Annotated in this window: 22 protein-coding genes; 4 read left to right on the top strand and 18 right to left on the bottom strand. The window is 64.4% G+C overall.

The features are described 5' to 3' along the window. Positions 1–42: 42 nt before the first annotated feature. The 12 genes from AC6CDK_RS09295 to AC6CDK_RS09240 all read right to left on the bottom strand — a co-directional run bounded on the left by AC6CDK_RS09295 (position 43) and on the right by AC6CDK_RS09240 (position 15,105). Complete coding sequence (locus AC6CDK_RS09295; RefSeq protein ID WP_039647272.1) at positions 43–1,158, bottom strand: hybrid sensor histidine kinase/response regulator; 1,116 nt, start codon at positions 1,156–1,158, stop codon at positions 43–45. Positions 1,159–1,180: 22 nt separating this feature from the next. After that, complete coding sequence (gene alaS / locus AC6CDK_RS09290; protein ID WP_039648420.1) at positions 1,181–3,808, bottom strand: alanine--tRNA ligase; 2,628 nt, start codon at positions 3,806–3,808, stop codon at positions 1,181–1,183. A 67-nt stretch (positions 3,809–3,875) separates the two neighbouring features. Then, positions 3,876–4,352 (bottom strand): regulatory protein RecX, encoded by a 477-nt coding sequence (locus tag AC6CDK_RS09285; protein WP_066358183.1) that lies wholly within the window; start codon positions 4,350–4,352, stop codon positions 3,876–3,878. 28 nt (positions 4,353–4,380) lie between these two features. After that, the gene (locus AC6CDK_RS09280) at positions 4,381–5,541 is read right to left on the bottom strand and encodes a type IV pilus twitching motility protein PilT (protein ID WP_066358189.1); all 1,161 of its coding nucleotides are present in this window, start codon (positions 5,539–5,541) and stop codon (positions 4,381–4,383) included. Positions 5,542–5,544: 3 nt separating this feature from the next. Beyond that, complete coding sequence (gene recA / locus AC6CDK_RS09275; RefSeq protein WP_039648422.1) at positions 5,545–6,561, bottom strand: recombinase RecA; 1,017 nt, start codon at positions 6,559–6,561, stop codon at positions 5,545–5,547. 132 nt (positions 6,562–6,693) lie between these two features. Then, positions 6,694–8,823: a sensor histidine kinase gene (locus AC6CDK_RS09270; RefSeq protein ID WP_039647277.1), complete on the bottom strand. Its 2,130-nt coding sequence runs from the start codon at positions 8,821–8,823 to the stop codon at positions 6,694–6,696. A 43-nt stretch (positions 8,824–8,866) separates the two neighbouring features. Beyond that, positions 8,867–10,108 carry a competence/damage-inducible protein A gene (locus tag AC6CDK_RS09265; RefSeq protein ID WP_192905601.1) on the bottom strand — a complete coding sequence of 414 codons (1,242 nt, stop codon included), beginning with the start codon at positions 10,106–10,108 and terminating at the stop codon, positions 8,867–8,869. After that, positions 10,105–10,557: a phosphatidylglycerophosphatase A family protein gene (locus AC6CDK_RS09260; RefSeq protein ID WP_039647282.1), complete on the bottom strand. Its 453-nt coding sequence runs from the start codon at positions 10,555–10,557 to the stop codon at positions 10,105–10,107. Before AC6CDK_RS09260 ends, AC6CDK_RS09265 begins: the two co-directional genes overlap by 4 nt. Next, positions 10,554–11,720: a nickel pincer cofactor biosynthesis protein LarC gene (gene larC / locus AC6CDK_RS09255; protein WP_039647283.1), complete on the bottom strand. Its 1,167-nt coding sequence runs from the start codon at positions 11,718–11,720 to the stop codon at positions 10,554–10,556. Before larC ends, AC6CDK_RS09260 begins: the two co-directional genes overlap by 4 nt. 7 nt (positions 11,721–11,727) lie before the next feature. Next, positions 11,728–12,477, bottom strand: coding sequence for a nickel pincer cofactor biosynthesis protein LarB (larB, locus tag AC6CDK_RS09250; RefSeq protein WP_066358435.1), 750 nt, complete (start codon positions 12,475–12,477; stop codon positions 11,728–11,730). 206 nt (positions 12,478–12,683) lie between these two features. Further along, positions 12,684–13,298 (bottom strand): DUF2269 family protein, encoded by a 615-nt coding sequence (locus AC6CDK_RS09245; RefSeq protein WP_192905602.1) that lies wholly within the window; start codon positions 13,296–13,298, stop codon positions 12,684–12,686. Between the two features lie 226 nt (positions 13,299–13,524). Then, positions 13,525–15,105, bottom strand: coding sequence for a peptide chain release factor 3 (locus tag AC6CDK_RS09240; RefSeq protein ID WP_039647287.1), 1,581 nt, complete (start codon positions 15,103–15,105; stop codon positions 13,525–13,527). Positions 15,106–15,253: 148 nt separating this feature from the next. Here AC6CDK_RS09240 and AC6CDK_RS09235 point away from each other — a divergent pair, with 148 nt between their 5' ends. Next, positions 15,254–15,952, top strand: coding sequence for a PilZ domain-containing protein (locus tag AC6CDK_RS09235; RefSeq protein WP_039647290.1), 699 nt, complete (start codon positions 15,254–15,256; stop codon positions 15,950–15,952). 112 nt (positions 15,953–16,064) lie between these two features. On the opposite strand, the gene AC6CDK_RS09230 is transcribed toward AC6CDK_RS09235, so the two are convergent. Next, positions 16,065–16,502: a DoxX family protein gene (locus tag AC6CDK_RS09230; protein ID WP_039647291.1), complete on the bottom strand. Its 438-nt coding sequence runs from the start codon at positions 16,500–16,502 to the stop codon at positions 16,065–16,067. 234 nt (positions 16,503–16,736) lie between these two features. On the opposite strand from AC6CDK_RS09230, the gene hemB reads away from it, so the two are divergent. Together hemB and AC6CDK_RS09220 are read left to right on the top strand one after the other, a co-directional pair. Next, positions 16,737–17,714, top strand: coding sequence for a porphobilinogen synthase (gene hemB / locus AC6CDK_RS09225; protein WP_039647293.1), 978 nt, complete (start codon positions 16,737–16,739; stop codon positions 17,712–17,714). A gap of 78 nt (positions 17,715–17,792) precedes the next feature. Next, complete coding sequence (locus tag AC6CDK_RS09220; RefSeq protein WP_192905603.1) at positions 17,793–18,893, top strand: ribonuclease Z; 1,101 nt, start codon at positions 17,793–17,795, stop codon at positions 18,891–18,893. Positions 18,894–18,900: 7 nt separating this feature from the next. Here the strand turns inward: AC6CDK_RS09220 and rdgC are convergent, their stop codons facing one another. Beyond that, positions 18,901–20,067 (bottom strand): recombination-associated protein RdgC, encoded by a 1,167-nt coding sequence (gene rdgC / locus AC6CDK_RS09215; RefSeq protein WP_039647297.1) that lies wholly within the window; start codon positions 20,065–20,067, stop codon positions 18,901–18,903. 276 nt (positions 20,068–20,343) lie between these two features. On the opposite strand from rdgC, the gene AC6CDK_RS09210 reads away from it, so the two are divergent. Then, a complete protein-coding gene (locus AC6CDK_RS09210; RefSeq protein ID WP_039647299.1) occupies positions 20,344–20,850 on the top strand; it encodes a chemotaxis protein CheX in 507 nt (168 codons plus the stop codon). 153 nt (positions 20,851–21,003) lie between these two features. Here the strand turns inward: AC6CDK_RS09210 and AC6CDK_RS09205 are convergent, their stop codons facing one another. From AC6CDK_RS09205 to priA, 4 genes are all read right to left on the bottom strand, one after another. Then, positions 21,004–21,759, bottom strand: a complete 756-nt coding sequence (locus AC6CDK_RS09205; protein ID WP_039647300.1) for a DUF116 domain-containing protein — start codon at positions 21,757–21,759, stop codon at positions 21,004–21,006. A gap of 2 nt (positions 21,760–21,761) precedes the next feature. Beyond that, on the bottom strand, positions 21,762–22,715 hold the full coding sequence (fmt, locus tag AC6CDK_RS09200) for a methionyl-tRNA formyltransferase (protein WP_039647302.1): 954 nt from the start codon (positions 22,713–22,715) through the stop codon (positions 21,762–21,764). 10 nt (positions 22,716–22,725) lie between these two features. Next, on the bottom strand, positions 22,726–23,229 hold the full coding sequence (def, locus tag AC6CDK_RS09195) for a peptide deformylase (protein WP_066358191.1): 504 nt from the start codon (positions 23,227–23,229) through the stop codon (positions 22,726–22,728). An 87-nt stretch (positions 23,230–23,316) separates the two neighbouring features. Continuing rightward, the coding region (gene priA / locus AC6CDK_RS09190) for a replication restart helicase PriA (RefSeq protein WP_496639810.1) at positions 23,317–24,962 on the bottom strand (1,646 nt) is incomplete at its 5' end.

The following is a 24,962-nucleotide window of genomic DNA, read 5'->3' as shown; positions in this document are numbered from 1 at the left end:
GCGGCTCACCGGGTGCGCGCAACCGGTGGAACGACACTGGTCTCAGGCGGCTATGCGGGGCAGGGCGATGGTGATCCGGGTGCCCGCGCCGGGCTCGCTCTCGATGGAGATGGTGCCGTCGTGGAGCTTGACGAACTCGCGCGCATAGAAGAGACCGAGGCCAAAACCGCGGATCTGGCCGGTGCCTTCGGGGTCCACCTGGTAGAACTTCTCGAAGATCTTGGGCATTTCGTCGCGAGGGATACCCACGCCCGTGTCCTCGACGGCCAGCAGGTAGTCGTCGCCGGACTCCCTGAGGGTGATGGTGATCTTCCCGCTCTCCCGGGAAAACTTGTAGGCGTTGTCGATGATCTGGCCAATGGCGAAGGATATTTTTTCCCGGTCCAGGGAGATCGGGGGCAGCGGGGCCAGGTCGAAGGAGGTGACGATGCCGGGCTTGGCGACCGCCTCCCGGGACGAGGTGACGAGCTTGGGAATCATGTCCTGCAACAGGCACGGCTCGGGCTGGATGCCCGCCTCGGCGTCCATGAAGCGGCTGAAGGCGAGGAGTTCGCTCACCAGGCTTTCCAGGTAGCGGGACTGGCCGAAGATAAGCTCCAGGTTCCTGCGGGACTCCGGGTCGTCGGGGTCGTAGACGCCGCAGGCGAGATTCTGGAGAAAGAGCGAGATGGCGGTGAGCGGCGTCCGGAACTTGTGGGAGATGAGCGACAGAAAGTTGCTCTTGAGCCGGTCCATGCTCTTGAGGTTGGCGATCTCCTCCTTGAGGACCTTCTTGTCCAGGGCGCGGTCCACTGCCGTCTTGAGCTGAAGCAGGTTCAGGGGCTTGGTGATGAAGTCGTCGGCATCCGCCTTGAGCGCATTGAGGATGATGTCCTTTTCAGCGTAACCGGTCATGACGATGACCACGAGCGTCGGCTCCATCTCCTTGAGGCGCCGCAGGAGCTCGATGCCGTTCAGCTTCGGCATCATCACGTCGGTGAGGATCACGTCGATCCCCCCCCGCTCGAACAGGCGCAGTGCCTCTTCGCCGTCCCCGGCCTGGAGGACCCGGTACCCCTTGAGGGCCTTGGCGCACAGGTCGCGGATCACCGATTCGTCGTCCACGACGAGAATCGACTTGAGACCGTGCTCGGACTGCATCTTGGTCACGATATCCATGGTGTTCCTGCCGTTTCCCCGATCAGGGGACGAGTTCACACACCTTGCCGAGGGCCTCGCCGAGCTTGTCCGGCAGGGTCCCGCCCGCCTGGGCCAGCTCCGGCTTCCCTCCTCCGCTACCACCGATGATGGGGGCAAGCTGACGGATCAGGTCGCCGGCCTTGACGCGGCCGGTCAGATCCTTGGTCACCGCCACCAGAAGATTCGCCTTTCCTTCCTTGATGCACCCGAGGGCCACCACCCCGGAGCCGAGCCGGTCCTTGAGGGTGTCGGCCAACTCCCGGAGCTTCTTCGGATCGTCCACCTCGGCCAGGGTGGCGAGGACCTTGACGCCGTTCGCCTCCCGGACGCCCGCCAGCAGGTCAGCCGAGCGGGCGGCGTTGAGGCGCGCCTCCAGGGTCTCGATCTCCCGCTGCATCTCCTTCTGGCGCGCCAGCAGCCGCTGGAGGCGCTCCACGTTGTCCCCCCCCTCGGCCTTGATCAGGGCGGCGATCTCTTTCCGTTCGTCCTCCAGCTCCTGCACGTGGCGCAGGGCGCCCATGCCGGTCAGGGCCTCGATGCGGCGGACCCCCGCGGCGATCCCCGCCTCGGAGAGGATCTTGAAGAAACCGATGTCGCCGGCGGCGTGGACATGGGTGCCGCCGCACAACTCCATGCTCACCTCGCCCACCCTCACCACCCGGACGGTGTCCCCGTATTTTTCGCCGAACAGGGCGGTGGCGCCGATCTCCATGGCCTCGTCCAGGGCCATTTCCCGGGCATGGACGTCGTCGTTAACCATGATGCAGGAGTTGACGATCTCCTCGACCCGCCGGGTCTCTTCGGGCGTCATGGCCGCGAAGTGGGTGAAGTCGAAGCGGAGGCGGTCCGGCCCCACCAGGGAGCCCGACTGCTTCACATGGTCTCCCAGCACCTGGCGCAACGCCGACTGAAGGAGGTGGGTCGCGGTATGGTTGCGGGCAGTGGCGTCGCGGCCCGGCGCGACCTTCAGATCGCAGGCGTCGCCCTGCCGGATGGTGCCCTCGACCACGGTCCCCCGGTGGACGATGAGGTCCGGGAAGGGACGGAGCGTCTCCGTCACCTCCACGTGGGCGCTGCCCGTGGAGATGGTGCCGGTGTCTCCCACCTGGCCGCCCGACTCGCCGTAGAAGGGAGTGGCATCGGTGATGATCTCCACCCGGTCGCCGGCCGAGGCCTCGACCACCTCGGCCCCTCCCTTGAGAAGGACCGTCACCGGCGAATAGGCGGTGCGGGATTCGTAGCCCGTGAAACGGCTCCGGACGCCCCGGGAATGGAGGGTCTTGTGGACCTCGGCGATCCCCTCCTCGCCGGAGCCCTTCCAGTGCTCCCGGGCCTGCTCCCGCTGGCGCTCCATGCAGGCTTCGAAGCCGTCTTCGTCGATGGTGAACCCTTCGCTCCGGACGATATCCGCGGTGAGATCCGTGGGAAAGCCGAAGGTGTCGTAGAGCCGGAACAGGGTTTCGCCGGGGATGACCGTGCGCCCCTCGCCCTTGAGCTCCGCCACGGCCTCGTTGAGAATGGCGAGTCCCCGGTCGAGGGTTTCGGCAAAGCGCTCCTCCTCGGCCCGGATCACCTTTCTGATGTACTCCTCACGCTCCAGAAGTTCCGGGTAGGCGTCGCCCATCATGGCGCTGACGGCCTCCACCATCCGGCAGATGACCGGTTCGGCAAAGCCGAGCATCTTCGCGTGTCGGGCGGCCCGGCGCATGATCCGGCGCAGCACGTAGCCCCGCCCCTCGTTGGAGGGGAGGACCCCGTCGCAGATCAGGAAGGTGGTGGCCCGGACGTGGTCCGCCATGACCCGCATGGAGACGTCGTCTTTCTCGCTGTGCCGGTAGCGCTTGCCCGAGAGCTTTTCCACGTGCCCGATGATCCCCTGGAACAGGTCGGTGTCATAGTTGGACTTCACCCCCTGCATGACCGTGGAGATGCGTTCGAGTCCCATGCCGGTGTCGACGGAGGGCTTGGGGAGAGGGGTCATGGTGCCGTCGGCGGAGCGGTTGAACTGCATGAAGACGTTGTTCCAGATCTCCATGTACCGGTCGCAGTCGCACCCAACGGCGCAGTCGGGGCTGCCGCAGCCGACCTCGGGACCGTTGTCCCAGAAAATCTCGCTGCAGGGGCCGCAGGGGCCGGTGTCGCCCATGGCCCAGAAGTTGTCCTTCTCGCCGAAGCGGTAGATCCGCTCCCGGGGTACCCCCTCCTGCAGGTGCCAGATGTCGGCGGCCTCGTCGTCGTCCGTATAGACCGTCACGTAGAGGCGGTCCTTGTCGAGGCCCAGGTCTTTGGTGAGAAAATCCCAGGCAAAGGCGATGGCCTCTTTCTTGAAGTAGTCGCCAAAGGAGAAGTTGCCGAGCATTTCGAAGAAGGTATGGTGCCGGGCGGTGCGCCCCACGTTCTCCAGATCGTTGTGCTTGCCGCCGGCCCGGACACACTTCTGGGACGAGCAGGCCCTGACGTAATCTCGCTTCTCCAGGCCCAGGAAGCAGTCCTTGAACTGGTTCATGCCGGCATTGGCGAACAGGAGCGTGGGGTCATTGTGGGGGATGAGGGGGGAGCTGGGCACGACGGCATGCCCCCGGTCGGCGAAGAACTTGAGAAATCGGGCGCGTATCTCTTTTCCGGTCATCGGGTCCTCTGTATCTGCATGATCATTGTAATGGGTATGGTCAATCTCTTCGTACGGTGCCGCTCCGTCATTCATCAACGGGACACCGGAGCGCTTCAAGGATGGCACTGAGCCCGAATCCACGGCGCTGGAACCAGCCCACCACCCGTCGTTTTTCGCGGGGGTCCGCCGCGGCCGGATCAAAGCCGGGAAATTTCCGGGCCAGCAGGTCTCCGACCATGGCCCGCTCGTCGCAACCGGCCGTCTGGGCAAGGGCCTCCTCGGCCAAGTCCGGCGGAATCCCCCGGCGGCGCAGCTCGACCCGGAGCCGCGCTCCCACCATCTTCCCCTGGGCCAGGGCAGACTCCGCAAGGCGGCAGGCAACGCGGCGATCATCCAGGTAGCCGAACTCCCTGAGGCGCGCGACGATGCGGTCGATCTCCCCCGCGTCGATCCCCCTGGTCCTCAGCTTGCGGGCAAGCTCGGCTTCGCTGTGGTCCCGGCGCGAGAGGATGTCGAGGGCGGTGGACAACGGGTCGCGCCGCCGCTCCGGTCGGGAATGCATGCTTGAATCAACCTCGCGGGCCACCGGCCTAGAACTTCTCGATGCCCTCGACGGCGGCCTCTCCCTCCGCGGGGGGGGCCTCGTCATGGACGAAGTCGTCCCACGTGCTGTCGGAGGTGGACGAGATGCCGGACACCTTGAGGGCGAAGTCGTCGGGGTTGGACGACTGGCGGAGCGCCTCCTCGTAGGAGATGAGCTTCTGGGTGTAGAGCAGCATCAGGGACTGGTCGAAGGTCTGCATCCCGTACGAGGTATAGCCCTGGGCAATGGCTTCGGGGAGGAGTTTCGTCTTGTCCTTGTCGTCGATGTATTCCTTGATCCGGGCGGTGCCGATCATGATCTCGACTGCCGGTACCCGGCCCTTGCCGTCGGCTCGGGGGACCAGACGCTGGGAGACGACCCCCTTGATCACGCCGGCGAGCTGGATCCGGACCTGGCGCTGGTGATAGGGAGGGAAGACCGAGATGATCCGGTTGATGGTCTCGGTGGCATCCAGGGTGTGGAGGGTCGACATGACCAGGTGACCGGTCTCGGCCGCGTGCATGGCAGTCTCGATGGTCTCCAGGTCGCGCATCTCGCCGACCAGGATCACGTCCGGGTCCTGGCGGAGGGCACCCTTGAGGGCGGTGGCGAAGGAGACGGTGTCGAACCCCACCTCCCGCTGGGAGAGGATGCTCTTCTTGTCGCGATGGAGGAATTCCACCGGGTCCTCGACGGTGATGATGTTGCAGGTCCGGTGCTCGTTGATGTAGTCGATCATGGCGGCCAGGGTGGTGGACTTGCCGCTCCCCGTGGTGCCCGTGACGAGAATGAGGCCCCGTTCCTCCATGGCCAGCCTCTTGATGACCGGCGGCAGGGTCAGGTTCTCCATGGAGGGGATGCCGAAGGGAATGAAGCGGAACACCATGGCCACGGTGCCGCGCTGGGAGTAGACGCTCACCCGGAAGCGGCCCAGGCCCGGCACGCCGTAGGCGGTGTCGCACTCGAAGTGCTCCTCGAAGATGCGCTTCTGCCGATCGTTCATGATGGCGAGCGCCATGGCGCGCACCTGGTCAGGGGCCAGCCGCGGCGCGTTCGGGATCGGCCGCAGGCGCCCGTCGATCCGCACGACGGGCGGGAGGCCCGTTTTGATGTGGACGTCGGATGCCTTGGCGCGGACCGCCACGGTGAGGATATCGTTCAGTTCCATGGGCTATGCCGCTTCCTTCGCCCCTTTGCGGGGGATGCCGGCCACGTCGTAAACCTTCCCTTCGATCTCGTCCACCAGCTCGGGCCGCTCCTTGAGGAAGAGGCGGGAATTTTCGCGCCCCTGGCCGATCCGGTCGCCGCCGTAGGAGAACCAGGCGCCGCTCTTGTCCACGATCCCCTTCTCCACGGCCAGGTCGAGGATGTCGCCCTCGCGGGAGATGCCCTCGCCGTAGTAGATGTCGAACTCCACCTCCCTGAAGGGGGGAGCCACCTTGTTCTTGACCACCTTTACCTTGGTGCGGGAGCCGATGACGTCCTGCCCCTGCTTGAGGGATGCGATCTTGCGGATATCGAGGCGGACCGAGGCGTAGAACTTGAGGGCGTTGCCGCCGGTGGTGGTTTCGGGGTTGCCGAACATGACGCCGATCTTCATCCGGATCTGGTTGATGAAGATGACGCAGCAGTTGGACTTGGAGATGATGCCGGTGAGCTTGCGCAGGGCCTGGGACATGAGCCGGGCCTGGAGCCCCATGTGGGAGTCGCCCATTTCCCCTTCGATCTCGGCCTTGGGGACCAGGGCCGCCACCGAGTCGATGACGAGAACGTCCACGGCGCCGCTCCTGACGAGCATCTCGGCGATTTCCAGGGCCTGCTCCCCGGTGTCTGGCTGGGAGACGAGCAGGTCGTCCGTCTTGACGCCGAGCTTGCGGGCATAGCCGATGTCAAGGGCGTGCTCGGCGTCGACGAACGCGGCGATGCCGCCCATTTTCTGAGCCTCGGCCGCGATATGCAGGGCGAGCGTGGTCTTGCCCGACGACTCGGGTCCGTAGATCTCGATGATCCGCCCGCGGGGGACGCCGCCAACGCCGAGGGCCAGATCAAGGGAGAGGGAGCCGGTGGGGATGGCGGCCACATCGGGGAGGGCTTCATCTGCCCCGAGGCGCATGATCGCCCCCTTGCCGAACTGCTTTTCTATCTGGCTGAGCGCAAGCTCTATCGCCTTTTCGCGTTCCTGGGTCACAATCGCCTCCTGGGCGGTGCCGACGGCGGCCGGCGCCACGTTTCGTATCGGTCAGTTGACCAGAAATAACACAGATCTTTCGGTCTTTTCAAGGGTATCTTTCCGGCAGATCCGGCCTGTTTCGAACGGGTGTCACACTCCCTCTCCGGGGATGCCACCCGCCAGCGGATCCCGGGGGCCGGCCAGGGGAATGACCGGCGCCCGCAGGCTTTCCTCAAGGGGGATGAGAACCAGGAACGCGCTGCCGAAGCGGGCCTCCGGGTCGACCCCCGGGCTTTCGACCCAGACCATGCCCCCGTGGGCCTCCACCATCCCCTTGACGATGGCCAGCCCGAGCCCCGTCCCCTTGCCCTGGAACTTGAACTTGCCGCTGGAGTGGTGACGGATATCGCCGATCTCGTAAAATTTGTCGAATATCTTCACCTGTTCGTCGTGGCTGACCCCGATGCCGTTGTCGCGGACCGCCACCTCCAGATAGCAGCGATCCCCGATCTGGGTCGGGAAATCGGCATTGAAGCGCGCCAGGATCTCCCGCTTCGGGGCCAACGCCCGCCGGTCCACCACCCGCGCCGAGATGATGATCGTTCCCCCGTCCGGGGTGAACTTGACCGAGTTCTCCAGCAATTCCGAGAATATCTCCTCGAAGCACTCCTGGTCGCCGATGCAGTGGGGGAGTCCCTCCAGATTGTTGAAGGCGATTCGCAGGCTCCGCTCCGCCAGCAGCGGCTCAAGCTTCGTGACCACCTGGCTGAATACCTGGGAGATGTGGAGGGCACGCCGGGTCACGGTGGCGGACTTGGCCTCAAGACGGGCAACCTTGAGGATGTCGTTGACGATCTCGAAGAGGCGCTCTCCCCCCTCGTGGATCATGTCGAGGACCTGCCGGCTGTCGGGGTCGCCGGCAAGGCTCGATGAGGAGCGCAAAAAATCGGTGCCGCTGATGATGCTGGTGAGGGGGGTGCGAAACTCGTGGGAAATCATGCCGAGGAAGTTGTTCTTCATCCGGTCGATCCGCTCCAGCTCCTGATTGGCGCGTTCCACGAGAGTCAGGTTGGTACGGAGCCGGTGCTGGGAAAGGGCAAGCTCGTGGCTGCTTTTCTCCAGGAGGCGGAACGACCCCATGAGCTCATCGCTCTTCCACTTGAGCTCATTGAAGAGGCGGGCGTTTTCGATAATGATCCCCATCTGGCCGGCAATGGAAAAGAACAGCTTGAGCTCTTCGTCGGTGAAGGAGCGCGCCTGCCGGTTCAACAGGTACATGACTCCGGTGACCCGGTTCTTGGCGAACAACGGGACCGCCGCAAACCCCGTCCAGCCTGCCGACTCATCCGAGAGTCCCGCCATGCCCCCTTCCATGGCCAGATCGTCCAGGGCGAGGGGGCCGCGCGTGGCGGCAACCCTGCCCAGCAATCCGCCGTCGGCTCCGGCATCGAGCGCCTCCCTGAGCCGATCAGGAACGGAGCAAGTGGCTGCCGGGCGCAGGGTGCCGTCCCGTTCGCGCAGATGGATGCCGCCACCGTCAACGCCGAAGACTTCGATCGTTTCCCGCAGGGTCACGTCGAGGACCGTCTCCAGTTCCATCTCCTGGTTGGCTCTGGTGATGATGTTGACCAGGGAGGTGAGCTCCCGGTTGCGCTGGCGGATTTCCCGCTCGGCCCGGTGCTTGAACGTAATGTCCCTGATCGTGGCGTGCACCACCTTCTCGTCGCCCAGGTCGATGAGGCGGGCTTCCACCTCTCCCAGGAAGCGATCCCCTCCCTTGCGACGGAACGCGATCCCGTCGGTCCGGCCCCTTCCGCGCCGCACCACCCGCAATACCAGCAGGGAAAACTTCTCCTGGTCTTCTTCGGGCACCAGGTCCTTCCCCTTGAGAGTGACCATTTCCTCCTTGCTGTACCCCAGCAGTTCGGTGCCCCGGCGGTTCACCTCCACCAGGAGCCCGGTGTCGGCATTGAAGACGAAAACCGCGGTGCCGGCCCCTTCCAGAAGACTCCGGTAGCGCCGGGCAATCTTGTCCAGCTCCCTCTGGTACTGCATGAGCTCGTGCAGGTGGGCCAGTTCATTGACGCTGCGTGTCTTGCGGTAGCTGACCACCATGAAAACGATGCAGGAAACGAGCAGGAACAGCACCAGGGCAAGGAAGTCGAGGAGGGGAAAGTCGTGGCGGCGGTAGACGACAAAGGAGGCCGCGAGCACGCCGAGCACCAGGAGCGCCGAAACACTGACAACTATCAGATACACCCTGTCGTTGCGTACGGACATGACGAGCTTTCCCGCTGCGTGCGAAAAAGGGGGCGGCTACGATTCAGGCGGCGAGGAGACGCCTCCTCAGCCAGTCCAGGGCCGTGACGGCCGTGACGGTCCGGATGGCGTCCCGTTCGCCGGCGAAGCGGTACGCCTTGACCGAGCAGCCCGCCCGGTCGGCCAGGGCCAGGCAGACCGTGCCGACCGGCTTGTCGTCGCTCCCCCCATCGGGACCGGCGATACCGGTGACGGCCAGGGCAAGGTCGCTGCCGGCTGCGTGGCGGGCCCCCCTGGCCATGGCACGGGCAACTTCGGCGCTTACGGCACCCTTTTCCGCCAGAAGCGCGGCCGGAACGCCCAGAAGCCGCTCCTTGGCCCCATTGGCATAGGTGACCAGCCCCATGGAAAAATAGGCGGAACTGCCGGCCACGTCGGTGATCCTCTTGGCGATGAGCCCACCGGTGCACGACTCGGCCAGGGCGAGGGTGAGCCCCTTTTCGCGAAACAGGCGGGCAACCGCCGTATCGATGGTGTCGTCCCCCTCGGCCACGATCACATCGCCCAAGCGCTCGCGCACCAGGGGCAGCCCCCCGGCAATGATTTCCGCGGCCTCTTCCTCGCTTCGGGCGGTGGCCCGCAGTTTCACCTGCACCATCGGAAAATCGACGCAGTAGGCAATGCCGAGCCCCTCGCGGGAGCGCTCCAGGCCACTCAACCGGCCGCCGATTTCCGCCTCGGAGAGGCCGAACAGCGTCAGCACCGCCGTACGGGTAACCTCTGGCCCGCTCCGCCGGTCAAGGACCAGGGGCACCACCGACTCCTCCAGCATCCTGGCCATCTCGGCCGGGACGCCGGGGAGAAAGACCAGAAGACATTCCCCGTGCAGCAGGTGGAAACCGCACGCCGTGCCGAGGATGTTCGGGATAAGCCCCGCCTTGGCCGGCAGGAGGCACTGGCGCTCATTGGCGGGATACAGCTCGCGCCCCCGCCGGGAGAAAAAGTCCCGCAACCGGTCAAGAGCCTCCTCGTTCAGGACGAGGCGGCGTCCCGTTGCCCGGGCCGCGGCCCGGGCCGTGACATCGTCGTCCGTGGGACCGAGCCCCCCCGTGACGATGACGGCATCATGGCCCGCCGCAAGCGTGCCGAGGGCCGCCTCGATCTCCCCCTCGTCATCGCCCACGGTCAGGTGCCTGCCCACGGCAAGCCCCGCGTCCGCCAGGCGTGCTGCGATGCGAGCGGCGTTGCTGTCCACCACTTCGCCCCGCAGGAGCTCGTCGCCGATGGAAAGGGTTGCGATCCTCACAGGTACCCCAGCAGCAGATGGAGCGCGGCGCAGGCGTAGAGCCCGGCAGCCACGTCGTCCAGCACCACGCCGTAGCCGTTTCTCATCCGTCGGTCGAAATAGCGGGCGGGCCAGACCTTCACCACGTCGAAGAAGCGGAAAAGGAGAAAGCCGGCCAGGATACTCCGCCAGTCGGCGGTCACCCCGGCCATGGTAATGAGATAACCGATCACCTCGTCAATGACCACCGTGCCGGGGTCCTTCTGGCCAAACTCCTCCTGGGCGCGTCCCGCCACCCAGGACGACAGGAAGAAGAACGGCACGAGGATGGCGAGGTAGAGCCAGAGGGGCAGCCGCGCCATGGCCATGTAGAGAGGGATGGCGCCGAGGGTGCCCACCGTGCCGGGGGCAACGGGCGACAGTCCCGTGCCGAACCAGGTGGCGGCAACGACCACGAATCGCCGGGTCACTGTCCGCACTCCCGCTCCACGATCCGGTAGACCTCCATGAGCGGCATGGCGCGCTCGGCGGCGATCCGGCAGCAATCGTCGTACTCGGGCGCCACGCGCGCCACCCCGTCCCCATTGATGACCTTCACCCGCACTCTGCCAAGGGTCGTATCCCGCTCTTCCACCACCCGCCGGAGCTTCAGCCTCCCCGCCGGGTGGAAGCGCACCCCGATGGCGGATGTTTCCCGCAGGACAAGCGCCGCAAGTTCGTCCCGTTGCTCGGGATGAACCACCACCGTGAGCCTGACCGCGGGCCGATTCTTCTTCATCTGGAGTGGGGAAAAGGCCGCATCCAGGGCACCGGCGGCAAGACAGCGCTCCATGACATGTCCCAGGATCTCCGGGCTCGTGTCGTCGATGTGGGTTTCGATGACCACCACGTCGTCCCGTTCGAACCCTCTGCCACTCTCCCCCTGGAAGACGCGCAGAATATTGGGAATGTCGGCGAAGTCCCGGGCCCCGGCTCCACAGCCGACACCGGTAACGGTCATGGCCGGTGCCGGACCGAAACCGGCGGCCAGAGCCGCCAGGATGGCCGCCCCGGTGGGCGTGACCCGTTCGCCGGGCCCCGCCTCGCCATGGACGGGGATGCCGCGCAGAAGCTCTGCCGTGGCGGGTGCCGGCACCGGCAAACGGCCGTGGGCCGTTTCAACGAAGCCGCTCCCCAGGGGCAGGACTCCCCCGTGGATGGCCTCGATCCCGAGCCAGTCGATGGCTGCGGCGGCACCGACGATGTCGGCAATGGAATCCACCGCCCCCACCTCGTGGAAGTGCACCCGTCCCAGCTCGACGCCGTGGACCTTGGCCTCGGCCTCGGCCAGGCGGAAAAATATCCGCTGGGCCTTTTCCTTGATGCCGTCGGCAAGGGGGCTCTCTTCGATCATGGCTGCAATGTCGCCGTAGTGCCGATGGGGCTGGTGCTCTTCCACCTGCACCACGAAGCGGGTGGCGGCTATTCCCTTGCGGCTCGTCCGCTCCGTGGCAAGGGAATAGCTCGACCGGGGCAGACGGAGACACCCCACGGCGTCGCGCACCACCTCGAAGGGGACCCCCAGGTCCAGCAGCGCCGCCACGGTCATGTCGCCGGCAATGCCGGCAAAGCAGTCGAAATAAAGTATCTTCAAACGGACCTCATTCTCTGTTGATTGTGCTCGCGGCAACGGCGGCGCCGAACCCGTTGTCGATATTCACCACGGTCACGCCGGCGGCACAGGAGTTGAGCATGCCCAGCAGCGCGGCGATGCCGCCGAAGGAAGCCCCGTAGCCAACCGACGTGGGAACGGCGATGACCGGCCGGTCCACGAGCCCACCCACCACCGAAGGGAGCGCCCCCTCCATGCCGGCCACCACGATGAGCACCCGTGCGGAAAAGAGCACGTCGCGCCGGGACAGCAGCCGATGGATGCCGGCCACTCCCACGTCGTAAAGGTGAGAGGCCTCGTTGCCGAGCATCCGAAGGGTGACCAGGGCCTCGGCGGCCACCGGCAGGTCGGAGGTACCGGCCGAGATGACGAGCACCGTGCCGAGCCCCCGCTTCTCAACCGGGCGCGGCTCCAGGGTGAGGCAACGGGCATCGGCGTGCCAGACCGCGGCGGGAAACGCCTCCTTGACTGCCAGGGCCTTGGCCTCGTCGAGGCGGGTCACCAGGATGTTGTTCCCCTTGGCGGCCAGGGAGGCCATGATCCGCTCCACCTGGCCAGCGCTCTTGCCGGCCCCGAAGATCACCTCGGGGAAGCCCTGGCGCAGCCCCCGGTGGTGATCCACCAGGGCGTCGCCCACATCCTCGTAGGGAAGATGCCGCAGCCGCTCCAGCATCTCGTCTTCGCTGAGCGCGCCGTCTTTGAAGGAACGCAGGATGGTTTTCAGTTCCCGAGGGTCCATGGGGGCTCCGATCATGTTCGTACATAGTGTAACATACCTGGGGCGCAAGGACAGGCACGCCGTAACGACGCGGGGCCGGCACCGGCGAGCGGACCCCGGCCTCGCACGGACCGGGGTCTGGCTTGTGTATAGCACCAAATCGAGGGGTTGGAAAGGGGTGAGGGAGGCTGCGGCGGAAAGAGTGCCCCGCCGGCGGGACGCGATGTTCAGTCGCGTTCGAGCCCGAGCAGGTGGCAGATCTGCCCCTGGAGCCCCATGAAGGGAGCGGCAACCGGCCGCAGCAGCACGGCCAGCCGACGCTCCAACTGGCGGGCGGCGGGGGAGCAGGGCGCCAGTTCCGGCTTGAAAATGGAAATGAGAACCAGGAAAAGAAGCACCACCATCTGGGCGACACCAAAGGCTACTCCCAAGCGGTAGGTTTGGACGTAGGCCAGGTTGTCGAAAGCCGCCAGCCGGTTGAGGCCGGCGATTTCAGAAAGCTCCTGGAGCCAGGGGCCGAGGAACACGATGCCGAAGAAGGTGGCCACCAGGGTAACCACCCACTTCACCACGACCCAGCGGTGACGGAAAAAACCCCAGTGGGTCGTGAGCGATATGAGCGCGCCCGACATGACCGAACCGGCAACCCCCGGCCCGATGAGCCAGTTGTCCAGGGACCGGATGGCGTCGTTGACCGCGAAGAGCTCATCCCCGTTGGTGGCGAGGCGGTCCTTGTAGAGAAGGATGAGGATGGCCTGGGCGCCGCCGATCCACATCATGGCGGAAAAGGTATGGATGTACTTGAGGAGAAGGCGGGTCTGGGGGCTGGCCTGATACCGCATGTGCAATCCTCCGGGTCGGGATGGGAGGAGCACCGCCGGTGGCCGCGCTCCCGCCCTTGCCCGGAAAGAGTGCAAAGCGGATTCCCGTATACGGCAGTTTCGCGTATACGCGAGACTGCCTATTCTTACACAGGGATTACAGATTATGTGTCAACTATGCCCACTGCGCTTTGCGCCACACCTGTCACAGCATGGGCCATGCGCGGCACATGTTGCGCTTCGCCAATCAGTTGTGTTCGCGAGTTGCGTGGAAGGCGAGATCTTTCCAGTTGTCCATGGTATTGTCGAGGCGCCACTGGGAGCCGGCCAGATACGTCAGGTCCCCCTCGCCGTCGATGTAACAACTCATCACTTCCTTTTTCTGGAACTCCTCAATCTTTTTCTTCTCCCCGGTCACCCAGCGGGCGGTCACGTAGGAGACCGGCTCATAGGTGGCCTTCACGTTATACTCATGCTCGAGCCGGTGCATGACCACGTCGAACTGGAGAAGGCCGACGGCTCCGACAACCCAGTCGGCCCCCATGAGCGGGCGAAAGACCTGGGTTGTCCCCTCTTCGGCCAACTGGGTCAGCCCCTTCTCCAGGGCCTTGGATTTCAGGGGATCCAGCAGGCGCACCCGGCGAAAGTGCTCGGGGGCGAAATTGGGAATGCCCGTGAACTTGAGCTCCTCTCCCTGGGTGAAGGTGTCGCCGATCTTGATGGTGCCGTGATTGTGAATGCCGATGATGTCGCCGGGAAATGCCTCGTCCACATGGGTGCGGTCCTGGGCCATGAAGATCGTTGCGTTGTTGATGGCTACCTCGCGGCCGAGCCGCACATGGCGGACCTTCATGCCCCTGGTGAACTTGCCGGAACAGACCCGGAAAAAGGCGATCCGGTCCCGGTGGGCGGGGTCCATGTTCGCCTGAATCTTGAAGGCAAAGGCGGTGAAGGGCTCTTCGTAGGGGGAAACGGTACGGCTGACCGCCTCGCGGGGAAGCGGCGTAGGGGCATGATCCACAAAGGTGTCGAGAAGTTGCTGTACGCCGAAGGTGTTGATGGCGCTGCCGAAGAAGACCGGTGTCTGGAGTCCGGCACGATACGCCTCTTCCTCGAAGGGATGGGCAGCCCCCTCCAGCAGTTCCACGTCGGCACGCAACTCCTCGGCCTGGGAGCCCAGGAGTTCATCCAGACGCGGGTCATCGAGGCCGGTCATGGAGATGACGCCGCCGGTGCCGCGCTCTGCCTCGGCATCGAAGATGACGAGCTCCTTGGTGTAGAGGTGGTAGGTTCCCCGGAAGCGTTTGCCCATGCCGATGGGCCACGTCATGGGGGCGCACTGGATTCTCAAGACTTTTTCGATTTCGTCGATAAGCTCAAAAGGATCGCGGCCTTCACGGTCAAGCTTGTTGATGAAGGTCATGATCGGCGTATGGCGCAGGCGGCACACATCCAGGAGCTTGATGGTCTGGTTCTCAACGCCCTTCACCGAATCGATGACCATCAGGGCCGAGTCGACGGCGGTGAGGACCCGGTAGGTGTCTTCGGAAAAGTCATTGTGACCGGGGGTGTCCAGCAGGTTCACCTCGTAATCCCGGTAGGTGAACTTCATGACCGACGAGGTGACGGAGATGCCGCGCTGCTTTTCCATCTCCATCCAGTCGGAAGTGGCATGGCGGGCTGCCTTGCGGGCGCGGACCTCGCCGGCCTGCTGGATGGCGCCGCCGAACAGCAGCAGTTTTTCGGTGATGGTGGTCTTGCCGGCATCCGGGTGGCTGACAATGGCAAAGGTGCGCCGGCGATCGATTTCCTGTTCGTTGTACTTCATTGTGTGGAACTCCGAAAGACTTGAGAATATCTGAACAAAGAAAAGGCGAAGAAGCTGCTCTTCGCCTTGAAAATCGATGATACACCAGCTCCCCGACGGTTTACAACCAAAAGAACGCCGGGGAAACACCTCGCTCAAGGATGGGGCAATGCACGACTACTACCAGTTGGTTACGGTTGCCGACCTTCCCCAGGACAACCGGCAGATTCTGGACACACTGACAGCCATCGGCGCGGGCAAGCTGCCCAACGATCTGAGGCTCCTGAACTACTACCGCTCCATCCCTGTCAACTTCGGCGCCACGGTGGAATCAGTGGAACGGGGCTCGGTGGAACTGGCGGTGAACCAACAACAGGCCATTGTCATGCAACTGGAAAAGCAGGCGTTCCTCAAGAGCAGCCACTTCCCCAAGGATGTACTGGCGACCGTCAGCTACGTCAATATCGACAAGTGCGTGGCCATCCTCGCCAACTTCGCCTATGCGGTGATCAGGTCGGAACGTCGTCAATTCGTGCGCGTGGAAGTTAAGGAAAAGATCGAGGCGAGTTTCGCGGGGGACGGCTTCACCGTGGCCGGCCAGTTGAACGACATCTCCCTGGGAGGCGTGGCCATCTCCGCCACGATCCCCTCTCATCCCGATGCGGGTATCAAAGGGAAGGTCACGCTGCATCTGCCCGGCGGCCCCCTCGAGATGCCCGCCCATATCCTGCGGGTCATCACCACGAAACAGTCGGACCTCTGCATCATTGAAATCCAGCCCGACAACCGGGCCGAGAAGGGGATATCCCACTACATCTTTCAGCGCCAGGTTGAGATCATCAGGGAACTGAAGGACTCGATTTTCTAGCTGGCCCGCATCCGCTGGCACGCCCCGTCTTCGTCCGCTCCCCTACCCCATGCTCCTCGACCTGGCGCACATCCGAACACGATGGAACGGCCATGGGGTTACGCGCAACAAGTTACCGCTTGAAAAGATAACGGTCAACGGACCATGCTCCGCCCCCGGTGAAGACGAGGGCCAGCGCCATGCCGAGGAGAGCGAGGTTGTACTCGACGCCGTTCCCCCGGGGGCCGTTGAGGAAAAAGCCGTTCACCCAGTGCACCTTGTACATGGCGACCGCCATGGTCGAGGCGATGCCGAAGCCGGACAGCCGGGTGAGAAAGCCGCAAAGAACGCCGATGCCTCCGCCGAATTCGGCAATGATGGCAAGCAGCGTGAAAATCGGCGGGACCCCCAGCTTCTCCTCGAACATCCTGAAGGTGGCGGTGAGGCCCTGGCCCCCGAAGGCGCCGAGAAGCTTCTGGGAGCCATGGGCAATAAAGATGGCGCCGAGCGGCACCCTGATCATGAGGAGCGCCAGCGAATCGGCCACGGCGCCCATGTTCGACCTGGCCATGGAGACCTCCTGCTGTTTGCGTGCCGGCGTACCCATCACGCACGACCGGTTATTGCTATTTTTGCCACAAGAGCCGCCCGTGCGCAACGGTAAATACCCCCTGGCCGGCAACGGCTCGTCGCTGCTCCGCCGCTACGGAAAACTATTTGAGTGAGAGCCACCAGATGAGTTAGTATGACCAGGTTGGGCAGCAGCCGCCCAGGCTGCCATCAGACAGCAAGGAGATCAGACGCCATGTTCTATCCCACCTTCAGAGCGCGCAGGATCAGGGGCAAGGAGGTTTTCCGCCGGATGGTCAGCGAGACCACCCTCTCCGCCACCGACCTGATCTATCCGATGTTTTCCGCCTTCGGCACGGGCATCAGGAAAGAAATTTCCTCCATGCCGGGCATTTACCAGCAATCCATCGAGCATATCGTGGCCGAGGCCCAGGAGGTTTATGAACTGGGCGTGCCGGCGGTGATCCTGTTCGGCATCCCCGAGACCAAGGACGCCGTTGGCAGCGACGCCTACGCCGAGCACGGCATCATTCAGGAGACGATCCGGGCCCTGAAGAAACAGGTGCCGGGGCTGGCGGTCATCACCGACGTCTGCATGTGCGAGTACACCGACCACGGCCACTGCGGCATCATCAAGGACGGCGACGTGGACAACGACGAGACCCTGGAGCTCCTGGCCAGGGAGGCCCTCTCCCACGCCGAGGCCGGGGCCGACATGGTGGCGCCGTCGGACATGATGGACGGCCGGGTCATGGCGATCCGCGAAATCCTGGACAACAACGGCTACAAAAATATCCCGATCATGAGCTATGCCGTAAAATATGCTTCGGGCTACTACGGCCCGTTCCGGGAGGCGGCCGAGTCGACGCCACAGTTCGGTGACCGCCGCTCCTACCAGATGGACCCGGGGAACCGCCGGGAGGCCATCCGCGAAGCCCGCATGGACGTGGAAGAGGGCGCCGACATCATCATGGTGAAGCCGGGGCTTCCCTACCTCGACATCGTCCGGGACCTGCGGGAGGAGTTCGATCTCCCCGTGGCGGTCTACAACGTCTCCGGCGAGTACAGCATGATCAAGGCCGCCGGCCGGGCCGGCTGGATCGACGAAGAGCGGGTCATGATGGAGACCCTCCTCTCCTTCAAGCGGGCCGGCGCCGACCTGATCCTCACCTACCACGCCAAGGAGGCTGCGCGGGTCCTCAAGAGAGGATAGCCTGTTTCCGTGATACACTGAAAAGGCCTGCCGGATGGCGGGCCTTTTTTCGTATCAGCCGCATTCGCGAGGCATCCCATGAAGAACCGCCTCCCCTTCCGTTACCTGGAACCCACCTTCTGCGCGGGGCTCCTGGACGACCCGGTCCTCCTGGTGAATATCCGGCCCCTGGGGCGTTCGATCCTGGTGGACTGCGGCCAGATCCACCATCTGGCAAAGCGGGTACTGAAATCCATCGATGCCGTATTCGTCACCCATGCCCATATGGATCACTTCATGGGGCTGGACACCCTGGTCCGCCACATTCACGTCTCCCCGCGGACTGTGGAACTCTTCGGCCCGCCGGGGATCGCCCGGAAAGTGGCTGCAAAGCTGGCCGGTTACGACTGGAACCTGGCCGAATCCTACTGGTGCATGCTCCGGGTGCACGAAGTCCATCCCGAGCGCATTGTCCGGTTCACGTTCCCCGGCTCCAAAGGGTTTCCCAGCCGGCCCGATGGGGAAACGGCGCGGACGGGGACCGAGATCTTCCGCAACGGCTTTCTCACGGTCGATGCGGATCTCTGCGACCACAACACCCTGCCGACCCTGGTCTTCCGCATCGCCGAACGCCCCACCTTCTGGATCGACGGGGCAAAAATCGGACAGGAGGGACTCGTGCCGGGTGCATGGCTGCGGGAGCTGAAGCACCGGTTCTATCGCGGCGGGCTTGACGGGGAGACGATCACCGTGGCCGTCCGGACGGTCGGCAACGGGGCGGCGCGACAGGCCAGGGAAGGCCGGGAGCTCTTCGAGGCAATCCGAAGAGATCAGGAGCCCGCCAGCATCGGCTACCTCACCGACATCGGCGCCAACGAAACCAACCTGGCCACGGTGCGGCGGCTCCTTGCCAACGTCACGCTCCTGGCCTGCGAGTGCTCGTTCCTGGCGGCCGACGAGGCCAAGGCCCGCACCTCCCACCATCTCTGCACCGCGGATGTATCGGCCCTCGCCCGGGAGCTCCGTCCCGGCTGGCTCCTCCCCATGCATCTTTCCAAGAGCTACAATACAAAGGGCCACCTCCTCTACCGGGAGCTGGCCCTTGCGCCGGAGACCCGGCTGATCCGCCTGCCCGAGCATCTTACCCCCCGGCCGCTGCTGCCGGGGGAGTTTCCGGGCCTCTGGAAGGTCTCGGAATAGAGGGGGCTCACTCCCCCGCCAGCCACCCCTCGATCCGCGCCAGTTCCTCGCCCCATCCGGCACCCAGCCGCACCGTGAGGAATTCGCCGTACAGGCTGTCAAAGAGTTGGAGCCCCTGCTCCAGAACATACATCCGCTCGTAGAAGGCCGCCTCCCGTTCGCTCACCTCGTCCACGTGGTCGCCCTTTTCGATGGCCACCTTGGGGGACTTGAGGGAGGCGAAATGAAAGAGCTCCCCCTTGAGGGTCAGCTTCCAGACGTTCTCCTCCTTTTCCAGGTAGAGGGTCGATTCGGTGATCCGCTTGCCATGGGCAAGGGCGGTGCGGGTCTCGCGGAAGTGGTCCTGGGGGCCGGCCACGGTGATCTTCTGGGTTCCGGCCTCCCCCGCGCTCATGAGCACGAGGCGGTCGTTCAGGTAGGCCACGAAGGGCTCGCCAGCCAGAGCCGGGCCGGGTTGGCCCACGCGGTACTCGGAAGAATCGGTCATGGTCCGGTGGAGAAGCCAGAGGAGGAAATCCCACCCGAGCCACTGGTTGCTCCTGATCAGATCGATGGCGGCATCGCTCGTGGCGAGGTTGGCCTGTTCCAGGGCAGGCTTCAGCCCTTCGCCGCCCACGGCCTCTGCCCGGGCATAGGGGTGGATCGCCACCAAGCGCGTCCCCTCGAAGGTCTTCTTGAACTGGGTCTCGAACAGCTCGATAATGGGAGCCGACAGGGAGGTAAAGGTGACGATGCCGGTGCGGGTGTCCCAGACCGCATCCCAGGTGGAGGGAACCGGCAGGGTCTTGGCCAGGAGGTTCAGGCGCACCGCCTCTTTCAGCTCCTCGCGCTTCTGCTTCGGCACCCGGTTGAGGCCGGGGCTGGCGGCAAGATGCTCGTGCTCGGCCACCTGGAGGTAGGCCTTTACCAGCGCCGCCGGGAGCTTGCGCTGATCGCGGCGCAGGGTGAAGGCCACGTAGTGGTCGCGCCAAAAGGCGGCGGGAACGTCAAAGCTCATCTGCCGATGGTCGTCCAGGTGAACCCACCCCACGGACTGCTCGGCGACCCCTTGATCGATGGACTGAAAGGCCTGTCGGGCGAGATGTTCGGCAATCCAGGGATAGAGGTCTCCGGAGGGGATATCCCCCGCGACCCGGAACTGGCATATGGCGGTTGTAGTTGAAAGAATACCCATGGTTCTGCTCCTTCGGATAATGTGGAAAGGGATCAGTGATACACCGGCGGGGCGGCGGGGTGCAAGCAGATTATCGGTCAACGGGCGAGATGCACCGGATTTACTCCACACATGAAAAAATTATTGCAGTTTTATCTGCCAACGCCGATAAATGTGTATGCGGGAACGCGAATACCGAGATCGCGCGCGGTGGGTGGCGGAAGCAGAACGCGTCGTCCGAGCAATCCCTGCACAGTGAGTGCAGGGCCGCGTCCAGGCGAGTAAAGGAGCAAGCGTATGGCGTTGAGTTTTACCGTCAAGGAAGCCACCTACAACGAAGCGGATCTGGTGGGACACATCGTTGAGTCGGTCAAAAAAATATTCTCGACCATGATCTTCATAGATGACATTGTCGATGAGTATCCCCTTGCCAAACCCGAATCCCACTTCATCGCCAGCATTTCGGGCATGGTCGGCCTGGGCGGCGATTTTTCGGGGATGGTGGGAATCCACATTCCCATCGAATTCGCTCGGGAGTCCACTGCTTCCATGCTCGGCATGGGATTGGATGAACTCGAAGGCGAAGACGATATTCGCGACGCCGTGGGAGAGATTACCAACATGCTCGCCGGCGAGATCAAGATGCTCTTTTCCGCCAATAACCTCTCGGTGTGCCTTTCCACCCCGTCGATCATCTCCGGCAGCGATTATACGGTGGAGGTGGTTTCCAGCGGGGCCGCCGTGGTGGTCCCCTTCAACCGCAATGAATATCGCTTCCTGGCAACGCTGCAGATCGAGGCGTAGCACACATACCTGTCCCGGGCGCGCCGAACAGCGTCGTTGCCGCCCGGGCTCTCCCTTTCTCCGCTGAGCCGCCTTCAGCACACACCTGAACCGGATACGACCACGGGCAACATGAAACAGAGCGCGGAGCGAGCGCCGCCGTACGGCAGTGCATCACCCCATGATGATCTGGAGGGATTCGTCTATCTTGGCGATGTCCACCGAGGTATTGAAGCAGGGCCCGAAGGGGCGGTCGTTGAGAACGCCGATGACCGGCAGGGGATAGCAGTCCTTGATGCCCGAGGTCAGATCCCGCTCGCAGGCCACGGCCACCACGAGTTTGGGGCGCTTCTCAATGATGACCTTGCGGGCAAGGGTGCCGCCGGTGGCCACGGAGATGTCGATCCGGTACTTCTCGGCCAGTTCCGCCAGCCCCTTGATGTCGCACCGGCCGCAGCGGATGCATTTGTTGATGTCGCCGGTCACCTTGATCTCGCAGTCGAAGAGCTGGAGACAGTGGGGCAGCAGGATGAGGATCCGGTCCGGCTTCACCTTGTAGCGCTGGGACAGCACCAGGCTGTTGTTCATGGCGATGAACGATTGACGGATGGTGTCGGTTGAGATGCCGAAGGCGCGCCCCAGGAGTTCGATGACCGGGAGCAGGAACTTGATGACCACGCCGCGCAGGAAGCGGGTGAAGTACATGTCCTTGCCCAGGGCGGTGGTCAGCACGAGCACGGCGGTACCCAGGAGCGCCAGGAGCGAAAGGCCACCGAGCACGATCCCCACCACCCTCGGCAGGCTCGGATGGATGTTGGCGAGTCCGGTGGTGGGAACCCACCAGAGAAGGTAGATCCCTCCCACGATCAGGAGGCAGGTGAGCCCCATGAGGGCGATGAACAGACGTTTCTGGGGGGGGCGTTCCGCCATTGTCAGTTCTCCACGCTCCCTGCATCGCCAAGGCGCGTTCCCGGCTCCAGGCGAAATCCGGCGAGGAACTCGGCGGTGGGGAGCCGCTTGCGTCCCTCCAGCTGCAACTCCTGGATCAGAATGCTGCCGGAGCCGCACCCCACGAGAATTCCCTCCCTGCAGGCCCTCAGGATCTCGCCGGGCGCGCCGGTTTCCCCGGCAACAGCCACCCGGTAGAGCTTGAGGGTCTTTCCGTCCAGGAAAGTGTAGGCTCCCGGCCACGGGGTAAAGCCCCGCACCTGGTTCTTGACGTGCACCGGCTCTCGGGTCCAGTCGACGAGGCCGTCCTCCTTCTTGAGCAGGGGAGCGTAGCAGGTGAGGGAATCATCCTGCTTTTCGCGCACCAGTTTGCCGGCCAGCAAGAGATCGAGGGTCTCGTCGATGGTCTCGGCACCCAGTTGCGACAGGCGGTCGTGGAGGGACTGGGCGTCCTCGTCGGGCTCGATGGGGATGGCCCGTTTCACGAGCATGTCCCCGGTGTCGAGGCCCGCATCCATCATCATGGTGGTGATCCCGGTCTCGGTCTCGCCGTTGATGAGGCACCAGTTGAGGGGAGCCGCTCCCCGGTAGCGGGGAAGAAGCGAGGCATGAATGTTGATGCAGCCGTGCTTCGGGATGTCGAGCAGGCTCTGGGGCAGAATCTGGCCGAAGGCCACCACGACGATGAGATCGGGGGCGAGCCGGCGGATCTCGTCGACGGACTCCGGGGTTCGCACCTTGAGAGGCTGGAGCACCGGGATGCCGTGTTCCTGGGCCAGGGCCTTCACCGGCGGCGGCACGAGCTTCTGGCCGCGCCCCTTGGGGCGGTCGGGCTGGGTGACGACGGCGATGACCTCCTCGCCGCGCTCGATCAGCTTCCTGAGCGTGGGGCAGGCAAATTCGGGGGTTCCCATGAAGATGATGCGCAGTCCGGCCATAGGTTGATCCTCACTCCTCTTCGGTCATGCGGCGGTATTTTTTCTTGAACATTTCCTTCTTGAGCGCGGAGAGGTGATCCACGAAAAGGACGCCGTCCAGGTGGTCGATCTCATGCTGGAAGGCGATGGCAAGCAGACCCTCCGCCCGATGGACGACCTCCTCTCCCTCCAGGTCGAGGGACTTGACCACCACCCGCTCGTGGCGGTGAACGTTGGCCGAGTACTTGGGGACCGAAAGGCACCCCTCCTCCTCGTAGGATTCCCCCTCGGCATGAATGATGACCGGGTTGATGCAGACGATCAGCTCGGGCCGCTCGTCGCGCGGGGACACATCGATGACGATCACCCGCTGGCTCACGCCGACCTGGGGGGCCGCCAGCCCGACGCCCTGGGCATCGTACATGGTTTCGGCCATGTCGCGAACCAGTTCGCGGGTGGCGTCGTTGATGATGGTAACCGGCACCGCCTTTTTCTTCAGCACCGGATCGGGATAGGTGAGGATCGTGCGTACCATGGTCTGAACCTTCCGTAATGGGTTAATCTTTCTGATAATAGCTAATTGCGGCGGGAAAAATCAAACCTAAACGAGGCGCACGGGGGTTTACATGAGATCCACGGGGTCCATGTCAACCTGGAGCCTCACGCCGGCCGGAGGCTGGAAGCTCTCACGCACCCGACGAACGAGGCGATGGAGGGTAGTCCGGTCTGCCGCCTTCAGAAGGATCTGCCGGCGGAAACGGCCGCGGAGTTTGGCCAGGGGCGCGGGCGCCGGCCCCAGGATCTCGACCCGTCCGCCCCCATCCCGGCGCAGTTCGCGCAGCCGCGCCGCCAGGAGCTCACTTGTCCGCTCCACGGCCGATGCGGCGGTTCCGCTCAGGCAGAGGGCCGCCAGATGGGCAAAGGGGGGATAGCCGGTCTCCTGGCGGAACGCCAGTTCTGCCCCGTAAAAACCATCCATATCGCCGGCCACGGCGTGGGCCAGGGCGTAGTGATCGGGGTTGAGGCTCTGGATCAGCACCCGGCCCGGATCATCCCCCCGGCCAGCCCGTCCGATGAGCTGGGTCACCAGCTGGAACGTCCGCTCGGCACTCCGGTAATCGGGGATATTGAGGGTCGATTCCACCGACAGGATTCCCACCAGGGTGATCCCTGGGAAGTCGTGCCCCTTGGCCACCATCTGGGTGCCGATGAGGATGTCGGTCTGCCGCTCCGCCACCTTGCGCAGAATCCGGGCATGCCCTCCCCTGCGGGCAGTGGTGTCCCGGTCCATCCGGTCCACCCGGGCATGGGGAAAGTGCTCGCGCACGTACGCTTCCACCTGTTCGGTGCCGAGCCCCAGATGGATGATCCGTCCGCAACCGCATCCCGGGCACAGGGACGGGGCCGGAACGGCATAATCGCAGTAGTGGCAGATGTGCCGGTTCCTGCCCTGGTGATAGGTGAGGGTAACCTGGCAGTTCGGGCAGCGGAGCACGTGGCCGCACTCTTCGCAGGTGAGCCAGGTGGAGAAGCCGCGGCGGTTGAGGAAGAGAAGGGTCTGCTCCCCCCGCGCCAGGTTCTCCTCCACCTCCGCGGCGAGCCGGGCATGGAGGATGCTTCCCCTGGCCCCCCGGACGTCGATGATTTCGGCCGACGGCAAGGGTAGGCCGTTCACCCGTTCGGGGAGGTCGAGGCATTCGAGCTTGCCGCCGGCAACCGCATGCCAGGTGGTGACCTGGGGCGTGGCGGTGCCGAGGACCACGCAAGCCCCGGCCATCTTGCCCCGTACCAGGGCCATGTCGCGGGCGTTGTAGCGGAACCCCTCCCCCTGCTTGTAGGACCCTTCGTGCTCCTCGTCCACCACGATCATGCCCAGCTCGGCCAGGGGAGCGAAAATGGCCGAGCGGGCACCGATGACGATGGCTGCCTCGCCCCGGCGGATCCGGCGCCACTCATCGAAGCGCTCCCCATCGGAGAGACCGCTGTGGAGCACTGCCACCCCGCACCGGAACCGCCGGCGGAACCGGCTTACCAGTTGGGGAGTGAGGGCGATCTCGGGGACCAGGACCAGGGCGCTCCTCCCCTGTTCGAGACAATGGGCGATGGCCTGAAGATAGACTTCCGTCTTGCCGCTGCCGGTGACGCCCCGGAGCAGGAAAGGGGTGAACCGTCCAGCGTCCAGGGCCGTTCTCAGCCGGACCAGCGCAGCAGTCTGCCGCCCGTTGAGCACCAGGGGACAATCGTGGCCAACGGTTTCCATCCGGAACG

The sequence above is a fragment of the Geobacter sp. PheSNFMC genome (assembly GCF_059620965.1).
This window is presented reverse-complemented; position numbering and strand designations above follow the sequence as displayed.

What these genes read in the sequence shown, in the direction of transcription:
- AC6CDK_RS09295 (WP_039647272.1), bottom strand. Translation starts at nt 1,158, where the DNA reads ATGGATATCGTGACCAAGATGCAGTCCGAGCACGGTCTCAAGTCGATT.
- AC6CDK_RS09270 (WP_039647277.1), bottom strand. Translation starts at nt 8,823, where the DNA reads ATGTCCGTACGCAACGACAGGGTGTATCTGATAGTTGTCAGTGTTTCG.
- AC6CDK_RS09210 (WP_039647299.1), top strand. Translation starts at nt 20,344, where the DNA reads ATGGCGTTGAGTTTTACCGTCAAGGAAGCCACCTACAACGAAGCGGAT.
- AC6CDK_RS09285 (WP_066358183.1), bottom strand. Translation starts at nt 4,352, where the DNA reads ATGCATTCCCGACCGGAGCGGCGGCGCGACCCGTTGTCCACCGCCCTC.
- AC6CDK_RS09235 (WP_039647290.1), top strand. Translation starts at nt 15,254, where the DNA reads ATGCACGACTACTACCAGTTGGTTACGGTTGCCGACCTTCCCCAGGAC.
- AC6CDK_RS09220 (WP_192905603.1), top strand. Translation starts at nt 17,793, where the DNA reads ATGAAGAACCGCCTCCCCTTCCGTTACCTGGAACCCACCTTCTGCGCG.
- larB (WP_066358435.1), bottom strand. Translation starts at nt 12,477, where the DNA reads ATGGACCCTCGGGAACTGAAAACCATCCTGCGTTCCTTCAAAGACGGC.
- AC6CDK_RS09245 (WP_192905602.1), bottom strand. Translation starts at nt 13,298, where the DNA reads ATGCGGTATCAGGCCAGCCCCCAGACCCGCCTTCTCCTCAAGTACATC.
- AC6CDK_RS09205 (WP_039647300.1), bottom strand. Translation starts at nt 21,759, where the DNA reads ATGGCGGAACGCCCCCCCCAGAAACGTCTGTTCATCGCCCTCATGGGG.
- AC6CDK_RS09230 (WP_039647291.1), bottom strand. Translation starts at nt 16,502, where the DNA reads ATGGCCAGGTCGAACATGGGCGCCGTGGCCGATTCGCTGGCGCTCCTC.
- AC6CDK_RS09280 (WP_066358189.1), bottom strand. Translation starts at nt 5,541, where the DNA reads ATGGAACTGAACGATATCCTCACCGTGGCGGTCCGCGCCAAGGCATCC.
- hemB (WP_039647293.1), top strand. Translation starts at nt 16,737, where the DNA reads ATGTTCTATCCCACCTTCAGAGCGCGCAGGATCAGGGGCAAGGAGGTT.
- rdgC (WP_039647297.1), bottom strand. Translation starts at nt 20,067, where the DNA reads ATGGGTATTCTTTCAACTACAACCGCCATATGCCAGTTCCGGGTCGCG.
- def (WP_066358191.1), bottom strand. Translation starts at nt 23,229, where the DNA reads ATGGTACGCACGATCCTCACCTATCCCGATCCGGTGCTGAAGAAAAAG.
- fmt (WP_039647302.1), bottom strand. Translation starts at nt 22,715, where the DNA reads ATGGCCGGACTGCGCATCATCTTCATGGGAACCCCCGAATTTGCCTGC.
- AC6CDK_RS09240 (WP_039647287.1), bottom strand. Translation starts at nt 15,105, where the DNA reads ATGAAGTACAACGAACAGGAAATCGATCGCCGGCGCACCTTTGCCATT.
- alaS (WP_039648420.1), bottom strand. Translation starts at nt 3,808, where the DNA reads ATGACCGGAAAAGAGATACGCGCCCGATTTCTCAAGTTCTTCGCCGAC.